This window comes from Bradyrhizobium sp. STM 3561 (genome assembly GCF_045571455.1).
In the GTDB taxonomy this organism is placed as follows: Bacteria; Pseudomonadota; Alphaproteobacteria; order Rhizobiales; family Xanthobacteraceae; genus Bradyrhizobium; species Bradyrhizobium vignae.
In genome coordinates, this window is sequence record NZ_CP120695.1 from 1817334 (window position 1) to 1837960 (window position 20627).

General features: G+C 64.0%; 18 protein-coding genes. 13 read left to right on the plus strand and 5 right to left on the minus strand.

Going from position 1 to position 20627, the window contains the following annotated elements; genetic code table 11:
* Window positions 1–77: 77 nt before the first annotated feature.
* From P6U28_RS08200 to P6U28_RS08215, 4 genes are all read left to right on the plus strand, one after another.
* Entirely contained in the window at window positions 78–1286 is a 1209-nt protein-coding gene (locus tag P6U28_RS08200; protein WP_122404075.1) for an arabinose transporter, read from the plus strand.
* Window positions 1283–2065 carry a carboxymuconolactone decarboxylase family protein gene (locus P6U28_RS08205; protein ID WP_122404074.1) on the plus strand — a complete coding sequence of 261 codons (783 nt, stop codon included), beginning with the start codon at window positions 1283–1285 and terminating at the stop codon, window positions 2063–2065. Before P6U28_RS08200 ends, P6U28_RS08205 begins: the two co-directional genes overlap by 4 nt.
* Window positions 2066–2181: 116 nt before the next feature.
* Complete coding sequence (locus P6U28_RS08210) at window positions 2182–2577, plus strand: cupin domain-containing protein (protein ID WP_197711551.1); 396 nt, start codon at window positions 2182–2184, stop codon at window positions 2575–2577.
* Between the two features lie 63 nt (window positions 2578–2640).
* A complete protein-coding gene (locus tag P6U28_RS08215; protein WP_122406747.1) occupies window positions 2641–3408 on the plus strand; it encodes a glucose 1-dehydrogenase in 768 nt (255 codons plus the stop codon).
* A gap of 595 nt (window positions 3409–4003) precedes the next feature.
* Here the strand turns inward: P6U28_RS08215 and frc are convergent.
* The 3 genes from frc to P6U28_RS08230 form a co-directional block, all read right to left on the minus strand.
* Window positions 4004–5281 carry a formyl-CoA transferase gene (frc, locus tag P6U28_RS08220; RefSeq protein WP_129143031.1) on the minus strand — a complete coding sequence of 426 codons (1278 nt, stop codon included), beginning with the start codon at window positions 5279–5281 and terminating at the stop codon, window positions 4004–4006.
* Between the two features lie 63 nt (window positions 5282–5344).
* Window positions 5345–7078 carry an oxalyl-CoA decarboxylase gene (oxc, locus tag P6U28_RS08225; protein ID WP_122404072.1) on the minus strand — a complete coding sequence of 578 codons (1734 nt, stop codon included), beginning with the start codon at window positions 7076–7078 and terminating at the stop codon, window positions 5345–5347.
* 64 nt (window positions 7079–7142) lie between these two features.
* A complete protein-coding gene (locus P6U28_RS08230) occupies window positions 7143–7838 on the minus strand; it encodes a GntR family transcriptional regulator (protein ID WP_162500618.1) in 696 nt (231 codons plus the stop codon).
* Window positions 7839–8189: 351 nt separating this feature from the next.
* On the opposite strand from P6U28_RS08230, the gene P6U28_RS08235 reads away from it, so the two are divergent.
* The 5 genes from P6U28_RS08235 (at window position 8190) to P6U28_RS08255 (ending at window position 14353) form a co-directional block, all read left to right on the plus strand.
* Window positions 8190–10319 carry an acetate--CoA ligase family protein gene (locus tag P6U28_RS08235; protein WP_122404070.1) on the plus strand — a complete coding sequence of 710 codons (2130 nt, stop codon included), beginning with the start codon at window positions 8190–8192 and terminating at the stop codon, window positions 10317–10319.
* A 137-nt stretch (window positions 10320–10456) separates the two neighbouring features.
* Complete coding sequence (locus P6U28_RS08240; RefSeq protein WP_122404069.1) at window positions 10457–11299, plus strand: IclR family transcriptional regulator; 843 nt, start codon at window positions 10457–10459, stop codon at window positions 11297–11299.
* Between the two features lie 104 nt (window positions 11300–11403).
* Entirely contained in the window at window positions 11404–12372 is a 969-nt protein-coding gene (locus P6U28_RS08245) for a Bug family tripartite tricarboxylate transporter substrate binding protein (protein ID WP_407122031.1), read from the plus strand.
* The gene (locus P6U28_RS08250) at window positions 12369–12854 is read left to right on the plus strand and encodes a tripartite tricarboxylate transporter TctB family protein (protein WP_122404067.1); all 486 of its coding nucleotides are present in this window, start codon (window positions 12369–12371) and stop codon (window positions 12852–12854) included. The genes P6U28_RS08245 and P6U28_RS08250 overlap by 4 nt, the downstream gene beginning before the upstream one ends.
* Window positions 12854–14353, plus strand: coding sequence for a tripartite tricarboxylate transporter permease (locus tag P6U28_RS08255; RefSeq protein ID WP_407122033.1), 1500 nt, complete (start codon window positions 12854–12856; stop codon window positions 14351–14353). Before P6U28_RS08250 ends, P6U28_RS08255 begins: the two co-directional genes overlap by 1 nt.
* 19 nt (window positions 14354–14372) lie before the next feature.
* Here P6U28_RS08255 and P6U28_RS08260 read toward each other — a convergent pair whose 3' ends face one another.
* Both P6U28_RS08260 and P6U28_RS08265 read right to left on the minus strand, forming a co-directional pair.
* Window positions 14373–15113 carry a Crp/Fnr family transcriptional regulator gene (locus P6U28_RS08260; RefSeq protein ID WP_245162605.1) on the minus strand — a complete coding sequence of 247 codons (741 nt, stop codon included), beginning with the start codon at window positions 15111–15113 and terminating at the stop codon, window positions 14373–14375.
* A 108-nt stretch (window positions 15114–15221) separates the two neighbouring features.
* Complete coding sequence (locus tag P6U28_RS08265; RefSeq protein WP_145987023.1) at window positions 15222–15470, minus strand: hypothetical protein; 249 nt, start codon at window positions 15468–15470, stop codon at window positions 15222–15224.
* 81 nt (window positions 15471–15551) lie between these two features.
* Between P6U28_RS08265 and P6U28_RS08270 the strand changes: the two genes are divergently transcribed.
* The 4 genes from P6U28_RS08270 to hyi all read left to right on the plus strand — a co-directional run bounded on the left by P6U28_RS08270 (window position 15552) and on the right by hyi (window position 20467).
* Window positions 15552–15785 (plus strand): hypothetical protein, encoded by a 234-nt coding sequence (locus tag P6U28_RS08270; protein ID WP_129143038.1) that lies wholly within the window; start codon window positions 15552–15554, stop codon window positions 15783–15785.
* Window positions 15786–15929: 144 nt separating this feature from the next.
* The gene (locus P6U28_RS08275) at window positions 15930–17732 is read left to right on the plus strand and encodes an adenine deaminase C-terminal domain-containing protein (RefSeq protein ID WP_122404063.1); all 1803 of its coding nucleotides are present in this window, start codon (window positions 15930–15932) and stop codon (window positions 17730–17732) included.
* 153 nt (window positions 17733–17885) lie between these two features.
* Window positions 17886–19670: a glyoxylate carboligase gene (gcl, locus tag P6U28_RS08280; RefSeq protein ID WP_407122035.1), complete on the plus strand. Its 1785-nt coding sequence runs from the start codon at window positions 17886–17888 to the stop codon at window positions 19668–19670.
* An 11-nt stretch (window positions 19671–19681) separates the two neighbouring features.
* A complete protein-coding gene (hyi, locus tag P6U28_RS08285) occupies window positions 19682–20467 on the plus strand; it encodes a hydroxypyruvate isomerase (protein ID WP_122404061.1) in 786 nt (261 codons plus the stop codon).
* Window positions 20468–20627 lie beyond the last annotated feature (160 nt).

Sequence of the window (20627 nt, forward strand, 5' to 3'; positions counted from 1 at the left end):
ATCGTCATGATGACGGAAGCAACCAGCGTGGCGGGTGAAGCGATCGCGTCTACCCCGACCGGCCAGGAGCTCTAGCTATGTCGGTCACTGTCATGCAGGCGCCTGCTTCGGCGCCCAGTGTCACAGCGACTTTGGCGCCCATCATGGGCGTGGTGTTCGTCGGCTTCCTCATCATCGGCGTGGCAATGCCGGTGCTTCCTCTTCATGTGCACGACGGGCTAGGCTTCGGCCCCTTCGTGGTGGGTCTGGTCGCCGGTAGCCAGTTCGCCGCATCGTTGATCTCCCGACCGTGGGCGGGGCATTTCTCCGATGCTCGTGGCGCCAAGCGCGGGATCATCGCAGGCCTGCTGGCGGCGGCCGCCGCAGGACTGCTCTATCTGCTGTCGTTCGGCTTCAGCGGATCCCCGTTGATTTCGGTCGTGATCCTTCTCGCGGGGCGCGCGCTGCTCGGCGGAGCGGAAAGCTTCATTATCACCGCGGCGGTGAGCTGGGGGCTCGCGCTCTCCCATTCGAGCAACACCGGTAAGGTGATCGCGTGGGTGGGATCGGCCATGTTCGCGGCCTTCGCGATCGGCGCGCCGGCTGGCTCCGCTGTGTATGCGGCTTACGGATTCGCCGCGATTTCGCTCGCGACCACGTTGGCTCCGCTCGTCGCGCTGCCTCTCGTCGCTCTCCTGCCCGCGGTCGCACCTGGGAAGCACGCGCGGGCGTCTTTCGTCGAAGTGATTGGAGCCGTCTGGGTGCCGGGCCTGGGCTCGGCGCTCGGCTCCGTTGGCTTCGGCGCCGTGACAACCTTCGTCGCCCTGCTGTTCGCGGCAAGGGGATGGGCCAACGGGTGGGCAGCCTACACCGCCTACGCGGTGGCCTTCATCCTGGCGAGGGTGTTCTTCAGCCATCTGGCCGATAGGATCGGCGGAGCGAAAGTCGCGCTGGTCTGCGCCGCCATCGAAGCGGTCGGCCAGGCGCTGATCTGGCTTGCCATCCGTCCGGAGATGGCGCTCGTCGGCGCGGCGCTCACCGGTTTCGGCTTCTCGTTGGTCTATCCCGGATTCGGCGTCGAAGCAGTCCGCCGCGTGCCGGCAGAGAGCCGGGGTCTCGCCATGGGCGCCTACACCGCGTTCCTCGATCTCGCCCAGGGTCTGACCAGTCCCGCGCTCGGCCTGATCGCTGCAGGGTCCAGGCTGAACGCTCTGTTTCTGGTCAGTTCGGTCACCGTGCTGTGCGCTTCGCTCGTCGCCTGGTGGCTGATCGCGAACCCATCGACCCTGGAAGGATCCCCGCAATGAGAACGCTTGCAGCCACTTTGATCTCACTCTGCCTGTTCGCCGGCGCGGCCGCCGCGCAGCAGGCACCCAAGGAAGGAGCAACCGCCATGCCCAAGTCCGAAGACGTCCGCGCAGTTGCACCGGCCCTCGAAAGCTATGCGCAGAAATTCGTCGTCGACGACCTCTGGAAGCGCCCGGGCCTGTCCCGCCGCGACCGCGGCATCGTGACGGTGGCCGCGCTGATCGCCCGCGACCAGACCGTTGAATTGCCGCACTACCTGGCGCTCGCGCTCGATAACGGCGTGAAGCCGTCCGAGATATCGGAGATCATCACGCACCTGGCGTTCTACACCGGCTGGGCGAACGCGATGGATGCGATCCCCGCGGTGCGGGAGGTCTTCGAGAGCCGCAACATCGGGGCCGACCAGCTCCCGCCGGCGACGGGGCCACAGCTTCCGCTCGACGAGGCGGCGGAGAAACAGCGGGCGACGCGGGTCGGAGAGCAATTCGGGCAGATCACGCCGAGCCTCGTCCAGTACACGACGGACGCGTTGTTCCGCGATCTCTGGCTGAGACCGGCGCTCGCTCCCCGGGACCGCAGCCTCATCACAGTGAGCGCCCTGATCGCTACCGGTCAGGTCGCGCAGATCACCTACCATCTGAACCGCGCGATGGACAACGGGCTGACGCGGGACGAGGCCGGTGAGGTGCTCGGGCACTTGGCGTTTTACGCCGGCTGGCCCAACGCGTTTTCCGCTGCGCCCGTGATCAAAGACGTCATCGAAAAGCGCGCGAACTGAGTAGGCACCCAATGATCTCGCGCCGAACATTGTTAGTCGCGGGCGCCGCCGCATCGGTGAAAGCCACAGGGGCGTCAGCGCTCGCGACTGAGCCGCACAAGGGGAATGGAATGGACATCGACATCAAAAGAAACGGCTCCCGTCCTTCCCAGAAAGGATCGGGCGATTGGTTTACCGGGAACGTGCGCGTAGATCCGCTGTTTCAGGCGCCGGACCCCGGCCGCGTGAGCGCCGGACAGGTCACCTTCGAACCTGGCGCCCGCACGGCCTGGCACACTCATCCTCTCGGACAGACGCTGATCGTGACTGCTGGGTTGGGCTGGGTGCAACGCGAGGGCGGGTCGGTCGAAGAAGTCCGTCCAGGGGACGTGGTGTGGTTTCCGCCTGGACTGAAGCATTGGCACGGCGCATCGCGGACGACGGCGATGACTCACATTGCGATACAGGAGTCCGTCGGAGGCAGGAACGTCGACTGGATGGAGAAGGTCAGCGACGAGCAGTATCGCAAGTGATCGGACCGATCGCGCCTGTAACGCCGCCCACCGCATAGCTTTGACTTTGGGAGAGGAGCAATGATGAACCCCCGGTACGATTTCAACGGCCAGGTCGCGCTGATTACAGGCGCTGCCAAGGGCATGGGGCTGACGACCGCGCGTATGTTCGCCGAGAGCGGGGCTTCAGTCGTGCTTTGCGATTTGGACGGCGACTTGGCCGCGCAAGCGGCGGACCAGATCGTTCGCGGCGGAGGCTCGGCGCTCGGATTGAGGTGCGATGTATCAGACGAAGCACAGGTCGCGGCGGCCGTTGACCGGACAGTTGGCGAATACGGACGGCTCGATATGGCGTTCAACAACGCCGGGATACAGGTGCCGCCGTCCGACGCCGCTGACGAGCCAATCGAACAGTTCGATCGGGTGGTCGCCGTCAACCAGCGCGGTGTCTGGAGCTGTATGAAGCACGAGCTTCGGGTCATGCGCGAACAGGGCTCTGGTGCTATCGTGAATTGCTCCTCGCTCGGAGGCCTCGTCGGCTTGCCTCAGCGGGCCGCCTATCACGGGACCAAACATGCCGTGCTCGGCATGACCAAGAGCGCCGGCGTGGAGTATGCGCCACGCGGAATCCGGATCAATGCCGTATGTCCGGGGACAATCGATACTCCGATGGTTGCGGACATGCTGCAAGGTCAGTCGGACGCAATGGCAGAGATCATGAAGCAGCAGTCGATCGGACGGCTCGGTCACCCGGAGGAGGTCGCCGCGGCGGTGCTCTGGCTGTGCAGCCCGGCCGCCAGTTTCGTCATCGGCATCGGCCTGCCGGTAGACGGCGGGTTCACTGCTCACTGATCGCCCGGGAGCGAGTTATGGCTTGGTTCCCGTCCGCAGAATCTTCGGTTGCCTGGCCTTGGCGTTGAGCTTGCAATTCGTAAGGAGCCCGGTGTGCTGGTACTGTACGCAGTATCCGAGAAAGACAACCCCACGAACGTCAAGGTCTTTGAGATATATCGGAACAGTTGCCGCAGTGATTTGGGACGCCCCCGGTCAGGAGAAGCAGCTTGGCATCGCGGGCCCAGCGCTGCTGGCAAGTTCGAATAGGAACATTCATTGCTGCGTCGCATGAGTCCGGTTGTGGCCCGCCGCCGATTTGGCGCGAATGACTGCGCCTTCCGGTGTGTGGGGTGAACCGGACCAATTGCTCGTCAAGGTTCCCTTGCGAGCCTGGCATCCGTATCTCTGGATGTTGGCATCATACCCCTGTTTTGCCCGACGGGTCAAAGGGAGTTTCGTAAAATCAGAAAACCCTTTTTGGCCCAAGTGGTTGGCTACTGTGCATGGGGTTGTTTTTCGATTTTTTGAGTTGCTGCCCGCGATGGCAGGCGTTCTCATGCAAAAAGGGCCGCCTCGATAGGCGGCCCTTTGTCTCGCGTCGAAGAAGCGTCGCTTACTCAGCGGCCTGCTTCTGCGGCGGGTCGAGCGCGCCGGACTTGTGGATGTCGGCGACCTGATGATCGCTGAAGCCGAGCACCGAGCGCAGGATCTCGTCCGTGTGCTCGCCGAGCAGCGGCGAGCGGGTGACTTCGGCCGGGCTATCCGACAGCTTGATCGGGTTGCCGACCGAAATGTACTTGCCGCGGGTGGGGTGGTCGACCTCGACGACGGTGCCGGTCGCGCGCAGCGACTGGTCTTCGGCGATCTCCTTCATCGACAGGATCGGGCCACAGGGGATGTCGTCCTTGTTGAGGATCTCCATCGCCTCGAACTTGGTCTTGGTCATCGTCCACTGCTCGATGCGGGCGAAGATCTCGTTGAGCCGCGGCAGGCGCGCCGCCGGCTTGGCGTAGTTCGGATCGGTCTTCCAGGTCGGCTCGCCGATGACGTCGCAGATCTTCTCCCAGACCGGGGCCTGGGTGATGAAGTAGATGTAGGCGTTGGGATCGGTCTCCCAGCCCTTGCACTTCAGGATGCGGCCGGGCTGGCCGCCGCCGGAATCGTTGCCGGCGCGCGGCACGGCATCGCCGAACGGCACGCCTTCGCCGAACTGGCTGTACTCCTTGAGCGGACCATGGGCGAGGCGCTGCTGGTCGCGCAGCTTGACGCGGCAGAGGTTGAGCACGCCGTCCTGCATCGCGGCGGTGACGCGCTGGCCCTTGCCCGAATGCGTGCGCTGATAGAGCGCGGTGACGATGCCGAGCGCCAGGTGCAGGCCGGTGCCGCTATCGCCGATCTGCGCGCCGGTGACGAGCGGCAGGCCGTCGCGGAAACCGGTCGTGGAGGCGGCGCCGCCGGTGCACTGCGCGACGTTCTCATAGACCTTGCAGTCTTCGTATGGGCCAGGACCAAAGCCCTTGATCGAGGCGACGATCATCTTCGGGTTGATCTGCTGGATCTTCTCCCAGGGGAAGCCCATGCGGTCGAGCACGCCGGGGCCGAAATTCTCCACCAGCACGTCGCACTTCTTGATCAGCTCGGTGAGGACTTCCTTGCCCTTGGGGTTCTTGGTGTCGAGCGTGATCGAGCGCTTGTTGTGGTTGAGCATGGTGAAATACAGGCTGTCCACGTTCGGGATGTCCTGCAGTTGGCCTCGGGTGATGTCGCCCACGCCCGGGCGTTCCACCTTGATCACGTCGGCGCCGAACCAGGCCAGCAGCTGCGTGCAGGTCGGTCCGGACTGGACGTGGGTAAAATCGAGAATGCGAACGCCCGTGAGCGCTTTGGTCATCGTGTTGCTCCGTACTCTGTCTGCCCCTGCTAACCACAGGGAGTAAGGGTTGAAGGGGTGGACTTACTTTTTCTTCTGCAGAACGCTCTGCGGATTGAGGTTGCCGATGCGGCCGCTCTCCGAGCCCGCGGCCGGATCGATCACGGCGTTGATGAGCGTCGGCTTGCCGGACTTCATGGCTTCGTTGACGGCGCGCTTCAGTTCATCCGGCGAGGTGGCATTCACGCCGACGCCGCCGAAGGCTTCCATCATCTTGTCGTAGCGCGCGCCCTTCACGAACACGGTGGTCGCCGGATCGGAATTGGCGCCGTTGACATCGGTGCCGCGATAGATGCCGTCATTGTTGAAGATCACGACGCAGATCGGCAGGTTGTAGCGGCAGATCGTCTCGACCTCCATGCCGGAGAAGCCGAACGCCGAGTCGCCTTCCACCGCCAGCACGGGGTTGCCGGTCTCGAGCGCGGCCGCGATCGCCTGGCCCATGCCGATGCCCATCACGCCCCAGGTGCCGACGTCGAGGCGCTTGCGCGGGCGGTACATGTCGATGACGCCGCGAGCGAGGTCGAGCGTGTTGGCGCCTTCATTGACGAGGATCGCCTCGGGATACTCCTTGATGACGTTCTTCAAGACGCCGAGCGCGCCGTGATAGTCCATCGGCGACTTGTTGTTCATGAGCTTCGGCGCCATCTTGGCGACGTTCTCTTCGCGCTTGGTCGAGACGGCCTTGGTCCAGTCGGCGGGCGGTGCAGTCCAGCTCGAGCCCATCGCCTGGTTGAAGGCGGAGACCACTGAGCCGATGTCGCCGACGACGGGCGCGACGATCTCGACGTTGGAGTCCATTTCTTTCGGCTCGATGTCGACCTGGATGAACTTCTTCGGCGCTTCGCCCCAGCTCTTGCCCTTGCCGTGCGAGAGCAGCCAGTTCAGCCGCGCGCCGATCAGCATGACGACGTCGGACTCCTTCAGCACGGTCGAGCGGGCCGCGCCGGCGCACTGCGGATGGGTGTCGGGCAGGAGGCCCTTGGCCATGCTCATCGGGAGGAACGGCATGCCGCTCTTCTCGACGAAGTTCTTGATCTCCTCATCGGCCTGCGCGTAGGCCGCGCCCTTGCCGAGAATGATGAGCGGACGCTTGGCGCTCTTGAGCACGTCGAGCGCGCGCTTCACCGAAGCGGGCGAGGGGATCTGCGCGGGCGCCGCGTCGATCACCTTGACCAGCGACTTCCGGCCGGCCTCGGCGTTCATCACTTGCCCGAACAGCTTTGCCGGCAGGTCCAGATAGACGCCGCCCGGACGGCCCGAGACCGCAGCGCGAATGGCGCGGGCGAAACCGATGCCGATGTCCTGGGCGTGCAGCACGCGATAGGCCGCCTTGCACAGGGGCTTTGCAATCGCGAGCTGGTCCATCTCTTCGTAGTCGCCCTGCTGGAGGTCGACGATCTCGCGCTCGGAGGAGCCCGAAACCAGGATCATCGGGTAGCAGTTGGTGGTGGCGTGGGCGAGCGCAGTGAGACCATTGAGGAAGCCGGGCGCCGACACCGTGAGGCAAACGCCGGGCTTCTTGGTGAGATAGCCGGCGATGCCTGCGGCGTAGCCGGCGTTCTGCTCGTGGCGGAAGGAGATCACGCGAATACCGGCGGCCTGCGCCATGCGGCCCAAATCCGTGATCGGGATGCCCGGCACATTATAAATGGTGTTGATGCCGTTCAGCTTGAGCGCGTCGATGACGAGATGGAAGCCATCCGTCAGTTCCTGCTCGGTGCCCGGTGCTTCGGACTTGGTCGCGGTATTCAGCATGGGCCTTGTCTCCCTGGTCTCAAGGTCGTTGGGGCGAATTGTTCGCCCTTCTGGTGAACGTTGCTTAAGTGAAGAGTTCCTGGCCGTGCGCTTCGACGTAAGCGGCAAGACCGAGGGTGTGATCGCGGGCGCGCTTCTCGGCGAGCTCGGTATCGCGCGCTTCCAAGGCTTCGATGATGCCGAGATGCTCGGGCAGCGAGGTCGCGGTGCGGTCCTTGCGCCCGATCGTCAGTTGCCGGTAGCCGCGCACGTGCAGCAACAGGTCGTTGGTGAGGTCGACCAGCACGGGGGATTCCGACAGCGAGATCAGCGCCTGGTGGAAGGCGATGTTGGCCTTGGAGTATTCCTCGACATGATCCTCGGGCAGGCGGTCCTTGCCGAAATCCTTGAAGAAGTCGCGCAGCGCCGAGATGTCCTTCTTGCGTGCGGTGGTGGTGATGAGGCGGGCGGCCATGCTCTCCAGCGCCGCCCAGGCGCGGATCATGTCGACGATCTCGCTCTTGGTCCTGCGCACCACCATGATGCCGCGGCGCGGCACCGTCTTCACGAAGCCGTCCTGCTCGAGCATCGCGATGGCTTCGCGGATCGGCGTGCGGCTGACGCCGAGGCGTTCGGACAGCGCGCGCTCGTCGAGCATCACCGGCTCGGGCGTCGAGTAGATGTCCATCTTGAGGATGGCTTCCTTCAAGGCGTCATACGCCTTGTTCTTGAAGCTGCTCTCCGGGGCAATACGAACGATTGCGATGTCTGCCTCGGCCATGTTCGGCAATGCCTTGGTTGGTTTCCGTAGTGACACGACGAATCTCCTCCAGTGGGAGTCGTCTTTTACAGGAATATTGACGGGAAAGTTTTTGGCATACCACATGCCAGAATGTCAAGCTGCCTATTTTTTGCGGCGTTCTTAGATGCGTGGCGGCTTGACAAGTTGGCTTCTGGCATACCAAATGCCATCGCCAGCCATTTTTGATCCAAGCCGGCGGAGTAGTCTTGGGCTTTATGCCACTCCGTTCCGTCGCATGGAACAGAGCGCGGCGAATGGCAAGCATCACAGGCAGCCGCAAACCACGCGCGCGCTTTGCAAAGAACGAACTGAGGTCAAGGGAGAAGCCACATGTCCAATTCCAAAGATGCCGTCCGCAAGGTGCTTGACCAGGTCAAGGCGGACAACCGCACCAGCCTGACCGCGCCGGAAGGCAAGCTGGTCTGCGACGCCTATGGCATTCCGGTGCCGAAGGAGGGCGTGGCGAAATCGGCGGGCGAAGCCGGCAAAATGGCGGCCGCGATGGGCTTCCCCGTCGTAATGAAAATTGTCTCGCCGGACATTCTCCACAAGACCGAAGCCGGCGGCGTTATCGTCGGCCTCAAGACGGCCGAGGAAGCCGCGAAGGCCTACGAGACCATTCTCGGAAACGCGAAGAAATATAAGGCCGATGCCAAGATCGAGGGCGTCCAGGTGCAGCAGATGCTGGCCGGCGGTACCGAGGTCATCGTCGGTTCGATCACCGACGGTTCGTTCGGCAAGCTGGTGGCTTTCGGCCTTGGCGGCGTGCTGGTCGAAGTCTTGAAAGACATCACGTTCCGCCTCGCGCCTGCCACAAAGGAAGACGCGCTCTCGATGCTCGACGGCATCCAGGCACACGAGATTCTGAAGGGTGTGCGCGGCAGCGAGCCGGTGAACCGCAACGCTCTGGCCGACGTCATCGTCAAGGTCTCGCAGCTCGTCACCGATTTCCCGGAGATCGTCGAGCTCGACCTCAACCCTGTGTTCGCGACGCCGAAGGGCGCGACCGCCGCGGACGTGCGCATCGTCGTCGATTTCGCCTACAAGCCGAAGCCGAAGCCGCGCCCGACTGAGGAGATCGTCGCGGCGATGAACCGCATCATGCAGCCGAAAGCGGTCGCCGTGGTCGGCGCCTCCGCCGAGGACGGCAAGATCGGCAACTCCGTGATGAAGAACCTCATCAACGGCGGCTACAAGGGCGAGATCTATCCGATCCATCCCAAGGCCGCCGAGATCCTCGGCTATAAGGCGTACAAGAGCGTCAAGGACGTGCCGGGCGTGATCGACGTCGCGGTGTTCGCGATTCCCGCGAAGTTTGTGGCGGCAGCTCTCACCGAATGCGGCGAGAAGAAGATTCCGGGCGCAGTCCTGATTCCCTCGGGCTTTGCCGAAGCCGGCGCACCGGAGCTGCAGGCCGAGATCGTGGAGGTCGGCAAGAAGTACGACATCCGCTTGATGGGGCCGAACATCTACGGCTTCTACTACACCCCGGCCAATCTCTGCGCGACCTTCTGCACGGCCTATGACGTCAAGGGCCACGCGGCGCTGTCGTCGCAGTCGGGCGGCATCGGCATGGCCATCATCGGCTTCTCGCGCTCGGCCAAGATGGGCGTCTCGGCGATCGTCGGCCTCGGCAACAAGTCGGACATCGACGAGGACGATCTGCTCGCCTTCTTCGAGCAGGACCCGAACACGAATCTGATCGCGCAGCACTGCGAAGACCTCAAGGACGGCCGCGCCTTCGCGGAAGCCGCCAAGCGCGTCTCCAAGAAGAAGCCGGTCGTCGTGCTCAAGGCCGGCCGCACCTCGGCCGGTGCGAAGGCTGCGTCCTCCCACACCGGCGCGCTCGCCGGTAACGACCGCATCTATGAGGACGTGTTCAAGCAGTCCGGCGTGATCCGTGCGCGCAGCTTGCGCCAGCTGCTCGAATTCGCCCGCGGCGTGCCGGTGTTGCCGACGCCGAAGGGCGAGAACGTGCTCATCATCACCGGTGCCGGCGGCTCGGGCGTGCTGCTGTCGGATTCCTGCGTCGACAACGGCTTGTCGCTGATGTCGATGCCCCCGGACCTCGATGCGGCCTTCCGCAAGTTCATCCCGCCGTTTGGTGCGGCCGGAAATCCTGTGGATATCACCGGCGGCGAGCCGCCGATCACCTACGTCAACACGGTGAAGCTCGGCCTGTCGGACGAGCGCATCCACGCCCTGATCCTCGGCTACTGGCACACCATCGTGACCCCACCGATGGTGTTCGCCCGCAACATGGTCGAGGTGAAGAAGGAGATGGAGGCCAAGGGCTTCGTGAAGCCCATGGTCGCCTCGCTCGCGGGCGACGTCGAGGTCGAGGAAGCCGCCGAATATCTCTACCAGAACGGTATCCCGGCCTACGCCTACTCGACCGAGCTGCCGGTCGAGGTCCTCGGCGCCAAGTACAAGTGGGCGCGCGGGGCAGGGCTGCTCTGAGCGTTGTCTCTCCCGTCGTCCCGGGGCGGCGCGAAGCGTCCAACTATGGTGCGCGCTTGCGCACCTGAGGATCTCGAGATTCCGGGTTCGCGCTCACGCGCGCCCCGGAATGATGCCAGCCAGAGCGGCAGGTCGCGATGAGCAAGAACGTGATCCGGCGCAAATCGCTCGAACCCAGATCGCCGGCGGAGGCTGATCAAGAGGGCCGCGACGGTGGCGTGCAGTCCGTTGATCGCGCGCTGTCGATCATCGAGACGCTGGCCGAGGACGACGAAGGTTATCGCCTCAGCGATCTTGCGATCCGTACCGGCCTGTCGGCTTCCACCGTGCACCGACTGCTCGCAACGCTCGAAAGCCGCCGTTTCGTGCAGTTCGACCGTGGCGAATCGAAATGGCATGTCGGCGTGCGCAGCTTCACAGTTGGCGCCAGCTTTGCGCGGAGGCGTAATTTTTCCGCGCAGGCGATTCCCTACTTGCGCAAGCTGCGCGATCTCACCCGCGAGACCGCCAATCTCGCCGTGGTCGACGATGAGTTCATCATCGTGCTGACCCGCATGGAAAGCCGCGAGATCATGCGCTCGCTGACCAAGGTCGGCGGCCGCGTTCCCATGGTGACCTCCGGCGTCGGCAAAGCGGTGCTCGCAACCTATTCAGACGAGGACGTCGGCGCCGTCATCCGCCATCACGGCATGCCCCGGCTGACCGAGAAGTCGATCGTGCGGCCGAGTGACCTGTTCAAGGAGCTTGAAAAAATCCGCAAGCAGGGCTTTGCCGTCGACGATGAGGAGGCACAGATCGGCCTGCGCTGCGTAGCCGCGGTGGTATACAATGCTTTGGCCGAACCGCTAGCCGCGATTTCCGTATCCGGCATGACCAGCCGCGTCACCGACGAGCGTTTGCCGGAGATTGGCCAGATCGTCCGGGATGTCGCTGCCGAATTGACGGCCGCGCTTGGCGGGGTGATCCCGGCATCCCGCTAGCCAAAACCCTGAGGGGATCTCACTGGACAGCATCGGCCGTTTTGGTTGATATGCGACCAAACGACATAATGCGGCGAAGTCCGCACGAGCCTGGAGATGCCTGCATGTTTCGATTTCCCGTGCGCCTTGTCGGCGCAGCCGTCGCGTTGACCCTGGCGGCAGCCAATCCGGCCTTTGCCCAGCAGCTCGAGCTCAAGCTGATGGCGCCGGCCGCCCCAGGCGGGGGATGGGACCAGACGGCGCGTTCGATGCAGCAGGCGCTGGTGGCCTCCGGCGTCGCCCGCAGCGTGCAGGTCACCAACGTTCCCGGTGCGGGCGGCAGCGTGGGCATCGCGCAGTTCGTCAATGGCGCCAAGGGCGATGGCAACCAGATGATGGTCAACGGCTTCGTCATGGTGGGCGCGCTCGCCATGAACAAGTCGCCGGTGACGCTCGAACAGGTGACGCCGATCGCGCGTCTCACCGAGGAAATCCAGGTGATCGTGGTGCCCGCGAACTCGCCGATCAAGACCGGGCAGGATCTGGCCGCCGCGATGAAGGCGGATATCGCCAAGGTGACCTTCGCCGGCGGCTCGGCTGGCGGCGTCGACCATGTGATGGCTGCGCTGTTCGCCGGCGCCGTCGGCGCCGACGCGAAGAAGATCAACTACATCCCGTTCTCCGGCGGCGGCGAGTCGCTCGCTGCGATCCTTGGCGGCAAGGTCACCGCAGGCATCTCGGGGCTGAGCGAATATGAAGGGCAGATCAAGTCCGGCAAGCTGCGCGCGATCGGCGTGACATCGGAGAAGCGCATTGCCGGCAGCGACATCCCGACCTTCAAGGAACAGGGCATCGACCTCGTGATCGCCAACTGGCGCTCGGTGGTCGCACCTCCCGGCATCACGCCGGAGCAGCGCAAGACCTTGAGCGATGCGGTCGAGAAGATGGTGACGTCGGACGCCTGGAAGGAGATCCTCAAGCAGAAGGGCTGGGAGGACGCCTATCTCGGCGGCGACGCCTTCGCCGACTTCCTGAAGAAGGAAACCGTGCGCGTCACCGACGTGCTGAAATCGGTCGGTCTCGTCAAGTCATGACATCAGGCGATTCTGCGCAGCCGCCGCGGCGTGTCGATCGCGCCGGCATCGTTATCGCTGCGTTGCTGGCGGCGCTCGCAGCGGTGCTGGTCTGGGACGCGCGCGGCCTGCAATCCGCCGCGATGTACGGCATGGGGCCGGAGGTGATGCCCGTCGTGGTCGCCAGCGGCCTTGCGCTGCTGGCGGTCGGCAATTTCATCGATGCGCTGCGCGGCAACTTGCCGCCGCGTGAGAGCACCGGTCCCGTGCCGGTCTTTCTGATCCTCGTCGGCCTCGCGCTGCTGATTGCGATCATCGGCTTTGGCGGCGGCTTCATCCTGGCGACCTCGGCGCTGTTCGTGACGACGTCCGCTGCCTTCGGTCGCCGCGCGGTCCTCGTCGACAGCGCCATCGCCCTCGTGATGTCGACCCTGATCTATCTCGCCTTTGACCGGCTATTGACGCTGAGCCTGCCTGCGGGCCCGCTGGAGCGATTGCTGTGATGGATACTTTTGCCGCGCTGGCGCATGGCATGGCGGTCGCCGTCCAGCCGATGAACCTGCTTTACGCGCTGATCGGCGTGTTCCTCGGCACGGCCGTGGGCGTGCTGCCCGGCATCGGCCCGGCCCTGACGGTCGCGCTGCTGCTGCCGGTGACCTACAAGCTCGATCCCGGCGGCTCGCTGATCATGTTCGCCGGCATCTACTATGGCGGCATGTATGGCGGCTCGACCACCGCGATCCTCATCAACACGCCCGGAGAAAGCGCATCGATGGCGACCGCGCTCGAAGGCAACAAGATGGCCAAGGCCGGCCGCGGCGGGCCGGCGCTCGCGACCTCTGCGATCGGCTCCTTCGTCGCCGGCACCATCGCCACCATCGGGCTCGCTTTCCTCGCGCCCTGGCTGGTCGACTTCGCGGTGCGCTTCGGCCCCGAGGATTATTTTGCGCTGATGTGCGTCGCCTTCGTCACGGTGTCGGCGACCTTCGGCGATTCCCCGGTCCGCGGCCTGACCAGCCTGTTCGTCGGCCTGACGCTCGGCCTCGTCGGCATCGACAAGCTGACCGGCCAGGCCCGGCTTGCGTTCGGCGTGCCTGAATTGCTCGACGGGGTCGAGGTGACGACGCTCGCGGTCGGCTTGTTCGCGGTGGGCGAGGCGCTCTACGTCGCATCGCGCCGCCACCACACCGAGGAGAAGCTGGAGCCGGTGCGCGGCTCGCTGTGGATGACCAGGGAAGACTGGAAGCGGTCGTGGAAGGCGTGGCTGCGCGGCACCATGTTCGGCTTCCCGATCGGCGCGCTGCCCGCCGGCGGCGCCGAGATCCCGACCTTCCTGTCTTATTCGACCGAGAAGCGTCTCACGAAATATCCGGAAGAGTTCGGCAAGGGCGCGATCGAAGGCGTCGCGGGACCTGAGGCCGCCAACAACGCCTCCGCCGCCGGCACGCTGGTGCCGCTGTTGACGCTGGGACTTCCGACCTCGGCAACCGCCGCGATGATGTTGGCGGGCTTCCAGCAATACGGCCTCAACCCGGGCCCGCTGCTGTTCGCCGAACGGCCTGACCTCGTCTGGGGCCTGATCGCGAGCCTGTTCATCGCCAACATGATGCTGCTGGTGCTCAACTTGCCCCTGGTCGGCCTGTGGGTACGGCTGCTCGCGATCCCGCAGCCTTGGCTCTATGCCGGCATCCTCGTGTTCGCAACCATGGGCACGATCGCGGCCAAGCCGTCGGTCGTCGAATTGTCGATGCTGGCCGGCTTCGGCGTGCTCGGCTTCCTGATGCGCCGGTTCGATTTTCCGATTGCTCCGGTCGTCGTCGGCCTGATCCTCGGCCCGATCGCCGAGAGCCAGCTCCGCCGCGCACTCGCGATCAGCCTCGGCGATCCCATGACGCTGCTGCAGAGCCCGATCTCGGCGACGCTGCTCGGTGTCGCGCTGATCGCGCTGCTGGCGCCGTTCGTGCTCAAGGGGCTGGGGCGGTTCAAGGCGAACGAGGACTAGCTAGGAGCATCGCCCGTTTCTACCGGATCGGCAGATCGAAAGCGCGAGATGGCGCTGTACTCATAGAGAAGATCTTCTCGAGTTCGAGCCGCATGGTGTCGCGGCATTCGCACGCCACCGCAGCGAGCCGCGATGAGTCGATCTCGATTTCGCCCCGCCGCTCAGATCTGATCGCTCCGGAAGCGCGCAGATTGCGCATCAGGAGCGTCACCGTCGTTCGTCGCACACCCAACATCTGCGAAAGCGCGTCCTGCGTGAGAGGCAGGACGTCTTGGTTGATGCGATCGTGAAGTTGAAGCAGCCAGCGTGCCATGCGGGCTTGGACCGGATGCAGTGCATTGCAAGCCCCGCCCAATTGAAACTGTATCAGCACCGCCTTGAAGTGAAGCTGGACTACGTGCCGGATCGCAGGACTCCGGCTGAAAGCAGCATGGAATCGCGCTGCGGGGATCCGCGAGGCCGTCCCCGCGGCACGAACGATGGTCGTAACGGCCGCAGGGGATGGTCCCAGCACGGACAGAGTGCCCACTGCCCCCTCGCGCCCTATTGCGGCGCTGGCGACCGTCTGCCCATTCGCCATATCGACCATCACCGAAACGGCGCCGCTGTGAGGGAAGAGGACGTGTTCGGTATGATCCCCCACTCGCGAGACGACCTCTTCCCGATCGAGAGTGACCGTCTGTAGATCGGGTGTCAAAAGATCGAGATCCGCGGTCGGCAGTGCTGACAGAAGCCGGTTACCAACTCCGCTTACAAGCATCACTGCAGCCCGATGCGGACAATCCGCCCCATCGCATTTCGAGCGGCAAACGGCGACAACCTCAAACTTTGTTTGAACTCACATATGCTTTTCGCCGCGAAATCCAATTCAGATGCGAAAGCTCTTAACCGCAAAAGTGAAACTCCAAGCACATGCGAAGGCGAATTCTGCTGTTTCAATTAGATCCGAGCGCCGCGCGCAGACAATTGCAAAATGGGTATGGGTAACATCATAAGGGTTCCAATTTCGGCGCGTGGCAAACGCCACAATGAGTGATGCGTAAATTGGTGCGATTGCGCCGCAAGCTGGTTCCCGATCTGAACGCGCTGTTTTTAATGGAACGACGATTTTCTGCATTGGTGTTCGCTCATCGTCACGAAACCAATCTCAAGCCCGATCGTTGGCCCAATGCTCCGTCACTTGCGAGAGGAGTGCCAAATGAAGCGAATGATCCTCGCGCTCGCCGCAGTGGCTGCTCTAGCTGCGGGAGCGGTAACAACAGCAAACGCTGTTGAGTTTGGCATCGGTTCCGGCGGCGTCTATGTTGGCCCGGACCGATACTACCGTGACTACGACGGTGACCAATACTACGGCGGTTGCCGCACCATCGTACAACACCGGGTCAACCGGTTCGGTGAGGATGTTGTGGTTCGCCGCCGCATCTGCGACTGACCGCAGTGGTAGGTTGGGCCCCGATGCCTCGATACGTCGGGGTCCTCTGCCCAATGCGTAAGCACGGGTGCTGTATTATTTGAGTTGCCCTCGCCGCCAACGGCGGCAACCATCGCGGGCTATCATTCCCACGCGAGAGCCCCGATGAACAAGCTCACCCGCTTCTCCGTCGCGCCGCTTCACAGCATGACGCGACGTCTCGCCGATGTCGCATCCGCACGCGCCGCGCCGGATCTCGTCGTCACCGGGGCGCGGGTGCTCTCGACCTATTCGGAGCGGATCCATCCGGCGCGGGAGGTCTGGATCACAGGCGGCCGTATCGCGGCCGTGAAGCCTTCCGGAACAGCACGGAAGGTATGGCGCGACGTCACGACCTACGACGCAGCTGGCGGCATCATCGCGCCGGGCCTGGTCGATCCGCACATCCACATCGAATCCTCGATGGTGACGGCCTGCGCGTATGCCGAGGCCGCGCTGCTCAACGGCACCACAACGATCTTCTGCGACAGCCACGAGATCGGCAATGTCATGGACGTTGCCGGCGTCGAGGCGATGCTGGAGGACGCGCGCGAGGCGCCGCTCTCGATCTTCCTGACGGTGCCGAGCACGGTGCCGGCGACATCGGCCGAGCTGGAGACTGCAGGCGGCGATCTGACGCCGGACAAGATCGCCGGCCTGTTCGACCGCTGGCCAGAAGCGGTCGCGCTCGGCGAGAAGATGGATTTCGTGCCGGTGACCATGGGCGACGATCGCAGTCATGCGATCCTCGCGGCTGCTTTGAAACGGGGACGTCCGGTATCCGGCCACGTCTATGGCCGCGAATTCGTCGCGGCCTATGCGGCATCCGGCATCACCGACACCCACGAGGCAATCGACCGCGACATCGCCGACGATCTGCTCGATGCCGGCGTCTGGGTGTTTTTGCGCGGCGGCCCGCCAACGACGCCCTGGCATTCGCTGCCGCAGGCGATCCGGACCATCACCGAGCTCGGGGCCTCGCACAAGCGCACCGCCGTGTGCACCGATGATCGCGACGCCGACGATCTGCTGCTGTTCGGTCTCGACTGGGTGGTCCGCGAAGCCGTGAAAGCAGGGATGTCGCCGGAGCAGGCCTGGTCGATGGGCTCGCTGCATGGCGCGACGCGCTTCAACATGGAGGGCGAAATCGGCGGCCTCGGCGGCGGCCGTCGCGCCGATCTCGTGCTGATGGACGACCAGCTCAAGCCGCAATGCACGTGGTATGGCGGCGAGCTCGTGGTCGAGCACGGCAAGATCACTGATAGCCTCGATCGGGTGTTGTCGCAGCGCTATCAATATCCGAAGGCGGCTTATGCCACCGTGAAGCTGCCGGAGAAGATGAAGTTGACGCCGGAACTGCCCGCGAAGGCCTGCACCATCAACGCCATTAAGACCGCATTGCCGGGCATCACCTTGATCCACGAGAAGGTGGCGATCGAGCCCGCAAAGGACTGGCCGTCGCTGTTCGCGCGCTACGGCCTCTGTTTCGTCACGGTGGTCGAGCGCCACGGCAAATCGGCCGGCAACGTCGCCTACGGCCTTTTGAAGGATTTCGGCCTGAAGCGCGGCGCGGTCGCCTCCAGTGTCGGGCACGACAGCCACAACATCATCGTCGCCGGCACCAACGAGGGCGATATGCAGGTCGCCATCGCCGCCATCAAGGACCGGCAGGGCGGCGTCTGCGTCGTGGCCGACGGCAGGGTGAGGGCGCTGGTCCCGCTGCCGATCGCAGGCCTGCTCTCGGACAAGCGCGTTACAGAAGTGGCCGAAGAGGTCAAGGCGCTGAAGAAAGAGTGGGCCGAGGCCGGCTGCACCATCCCCTACATGGGCTTCAATTTGATTCCCCTATCGGTCATTCCGGAAATTCGCATCACCGACAAGGGCCTCGTGCTGGTGCCGCAGATGGAACTGGCGCCGCTGTTCGAGTGAAGCGGCTTTCACACATATCTCGATCTAACTGATTGAGACCGCCACGATTTTTCCGTGGCTGCCGCATCGTGGAAAATAAAATCGATCTCGTTGAGATCGGCTTCCGCGCATCTGATGATCTCGCTCGCTGACTTAACCTGAGCGAGGTCCGATATGGCGAAGATGCGAGCTGTCGATGCGGCCGTGCGTATCCTGGAGAAGGAAGGCATCTCGACTGCCTTTGGTGTTCCCGGGGCTGCGATCAATCCGCTCTATTCGGCGCTGAAGAAGCGCGGCTCGATCCGCCACATCCTGGCGCGGCATGTCGAGGGCGCCTCGCACATGGCCGAGGGCTATACAAGGGCAAAGGCTGGCAATATCGGCGTCTGCATAGGAACGTCAGGGCCGGCCGGCACCGACATGATCACCGGGCTCTATTCGGCGATCGCCGATTCCATCCCGATCCTCTGCATCACCGGGCAGGCGCCGCGGACGCGGCTTTATAAGGAAGACTTCCAGGCCGTCGACATCGAGTCGATCGCAAAACCCGTGACCAAATGGGCGGTGACGGTGCGCGAGCCGGCATTGGTGCCGCGCGTATTCAGCCAGGCGTTTCATGTGATGCGGTCGGGCCGGCCGGGACCGGTGCTGATCGACATGCCGCTCGACGTGCAACTTGCCGAGATCGAGTTCGACGACGAGACCTATGAGCCGCTGCCGGTCTACAAGCCGACCGCGACGCGCAAGCAGGTCGAGAAGGCGCTGGAGATGCTCAACGCCGCCGAGCGGCCGCTGATCGTCGCCGGCGGCGGCATCATCAATGCCAATGCCTCCGAGCTTCTGGTCGAATTCGCCGAGATCGCCAACGTGCCTGTTGTCCCGACGCTGATGGGTTGGGGCGCGATCCCCGACGACCACGTGCTGATGGCCGGCATGGTCGGCCTTCAGACCAGCCACCGCTACGGCAACGCCACGCTGCTGGAATCCGACTTCGTCCTCGGCATCGGCAACCGCTGGGCCAACCGCCACACCGGTTCGGTCGAGACCTACACCAAGGGCCGCAAATTCGTCCACGTGGACATCGAGCCGACCCAGATCGGGCGTGTGTTCAATCCCGATCTCGGCATCGTCTCGGACGCCAAGGCCGCGCTCGAGCTCTTCGTCACCGTCGCCAGGGAGTGGCGGCGGTCAGGCAGGCTCCGCGAGCGCCAGGCGTGGCCTGCGGCCTGCCGCGATCGCAAGAAGACGATGCTGCGCAAGAGCCATTTCGACAACGTCCCGATCAAGCCGCAGCGCGTCTATGAAGAGATGAACAAGGCGTTCGGTCGTGATACCACCTATGTCACCGTGATCGGCCTGTCGCAGATTGCCGGCGCGCAATTTTTGGGCGTCTACAAGCCGCGCAACTGGATCAACGCCGGGCAGGCGGGTCCGCTCGGTTGGACGCTGCCGGCCGCGCTCGGCGTGCGCGCGGCGTGCCCGGATCGCGACATCGTCGCGCTCTCCGGAGACTACGACTTCCAGTTCCTGATCGAGGAGCTCGCGGTCGGCGCGCAGTTCAATCTGCCCTACATCCACGTCGTCGTGAACAATTCCTATCTCGGCCTGATCCGCCAGGCCCAGCGCGGCTTCGATATGGACTACCACGTCCAGCTCTCCTTCGAGAACATCAACGCGCCCGAGATCGGCGTCTACGGCGTCGACCACGTTGCGGTCGCCGAAGGTCTCGGCTGCAAGGCGATCCGCGTGACTGATCCGAAGGACACGCAGGCGGCGTTCGCCACCGCACGTGAACTGATGGCGAAGCACCGTGTGCCCGTGGTGGTCGAGTTCATTCTCGAACGCGTCACCAACATCGCGATGGGCGCGGAGATCGACAACATCGTCGAGTTCGAGGAAGTGCTGGATCTTCCGCTCGACGAAGTCGGCGCCACCCGCGTGTTGCAGCCGGCGGAATAGGGAAGAGCATCATGCCGAAGTTTGCTGCCAACCTCACCATGCTCTTCAACGAGATGCCGTTCCTCGACCGCTTCGCCGCAGCGAAGGCGGCGGGCTTCTCCGGAGTCGAATATCTCTTCCCCTATGATTTCGACAAGGCGCAGCTGCGTGAGCAGCTCGAGGCCCATGGCCTCACGCAGGTGCTGCACAATCTCCCCGCAGGCAACTGGGCAGCGGGCGAACGCGGCATCGCGATCCTGCCCGACCGCAGCGCCGAGTTTCGCGACGGCGTGTTCCGCGCCATCGACTACGCCAAGGCGCTCGATTGCGACCAGCTCAACTGTCTCGTCGGTGTTGCGCCTGTCGACGCTGATCCCCGCGAACTTCAGGAAACGCTGATCGGAAACCTGCGCTTCGCGGCCTCGACGTTGGCGCGCGAGAACATCAAGCTGCTGGTCGAGCCGATCAACACGCTCGACATTCCCGGCTTCTATCTCAATGGCACCGAGCAGGCGGTGCAGCTGATCTCGGAAGTGCGCTCGAACAACCTCTTCATCCAGTACGACATCTACCACATGCAGATCATGGAGGGCGATCTCGCCCGCACCATGCAGGAATATCTGCCCCAGATCGCCCACATCCAGCTCGCCGACAATCCCGGCCGCCATGAGCCCGGCACCGGCGAGATCAACTATCCCTTCCTGTTCCGCCATCTCGACGCGATCGGTTATCGCGGCTGGATCGGCTGCGAATACAAGCCGCGCACAACGACGCTGGAAGGCCTTTCGTGGCACGCGGCGCAGACGTTTGAGACCTGAGGGCCAGATGCGGCCGCGATGACGGTGCGCTCCCTCTCCCGCGTGCGGCCGCGTGCGGGAAAGGGTGTCTCCGCGATGGGATCCTTGCGGAAGAAATCCCAACGTGGAGAGAAGCCTCACCCGGCGCTACGCGCCGACCTCTCCCGCAAGCGGGAGAGGT

Coding starts and splice junctions, on each gene's coding strand:
- P6U28_RS08260 (WP_245162605.1), bottom strand. CDS start 15,113: ATGCTTGTAAGCGGAGTTGGTAACCGGCTTCTGTCAGCACTGCCGACC.
- P6U28_RS08270 (WP_129143038.1), top strand. CDS start 15,552: ATGAAGCGAATGATCCTCGCGCTCGCCGCAGTGGCTGCTCTAGCTGCG.
- frc (WP_129143031.1), bottom strand. CDS start 5,281: ATGACCAAAGCGCTCACGGGCGTTCGCATTCTCGATTTTACCCACGTC.
- oxc (WP_122404072.1), bottom strand. CDS start 7,078: ATGCTGAATACCGCGACCAAGTCCGAAGCACCGGGCACCGAGCAGGAA.
- P6U28_RS08215 (WP_122406747.1), top strand. CDS start 2,641: ATGAACCCCCGGTACGATTTCAACGGCCAGGTCGCGCTGATTACAGGC.
- gcl (WP_407122035.1), top strand. CDS start 17,886: ATGGCGAAGATGCGAGCTGTCGATGCGGCCGTGCGTATCCTGGAGAAG.
- P6U28_RS08255 (WP_407122033.1), top strand. CDS start 12,854: ATGGATACTTTTGCCGCGCTGGCGCATGGCATGGCGGTCGCCGTCCAG.
- P6U28_RS08235 (WP_122404070.1), top strand. CDS start 8,190: ATGTCCAATTCCAAAGATGCCGTCCGCAAGGTGCTTGACCAGGTCAAG.
- P6U28_RS08205 (WP_122404074.1), top strand. CDS start 1,283: ATGAGAACGCTTGCAGCCACTTTGATCTCACTCTGCCTGTTCGCCGGC.
- P6U28_RS08250 (WP_122404067.1), top strand. CDS start 12,369: ATGACATCAGGCGATTCTGCGCAGCCGCCGCGGCGTGTCGATCGCGCC.
- P6U28_RS08245 (WP_407122031.1), top strand. CDS start 11,404: ATGTTTCGATTTCCCGTGCGCCTTGTCGGCGCAGCCGTCGCGTTGACC.
- P6U28_RS08200 (WP_122404075.1), top strand. CDS start 78: ATGTCGGTCACTGTCATGCAGGCGCCTGCTTCGGCGCCCAGTGTCACA.
- P6U28_RS08265 (WP_145987023.1), bottom strand. CDS start 15,470: ATGCAGAAAATCGTCGTTCCATTAAAAACAGCGCGTTCAGATCGGGAA.
- P6U28_RS08275 (WP_122404063.1), top strand. CDS start 15,930: ATGAACAAGCTCACCCGCTTCTCCGTCGCGCCGCTTCACAGCATGACG.
- hyi (WP_122404061.1), top strand. CDS start 19,682: ATGCCGAAGTTTGCTGCCAACCTCACCATGCTCTTCAACGAGATGCCG.
- P6U28_RS08240 (WP_122404069.1), top strand. CDS start 10,457: ATGAGCAAGAACGTGATCCGGCGCAAATCGCTCGAACCCAGATCGCCG.
- P6U28_RS08230 (WP_162500618.1), bottom strand. CDS start 7,838: ATGGCCGAGGCAGACATCGCAATCGTTCGTATTGCCCCGGAGAGCAGC.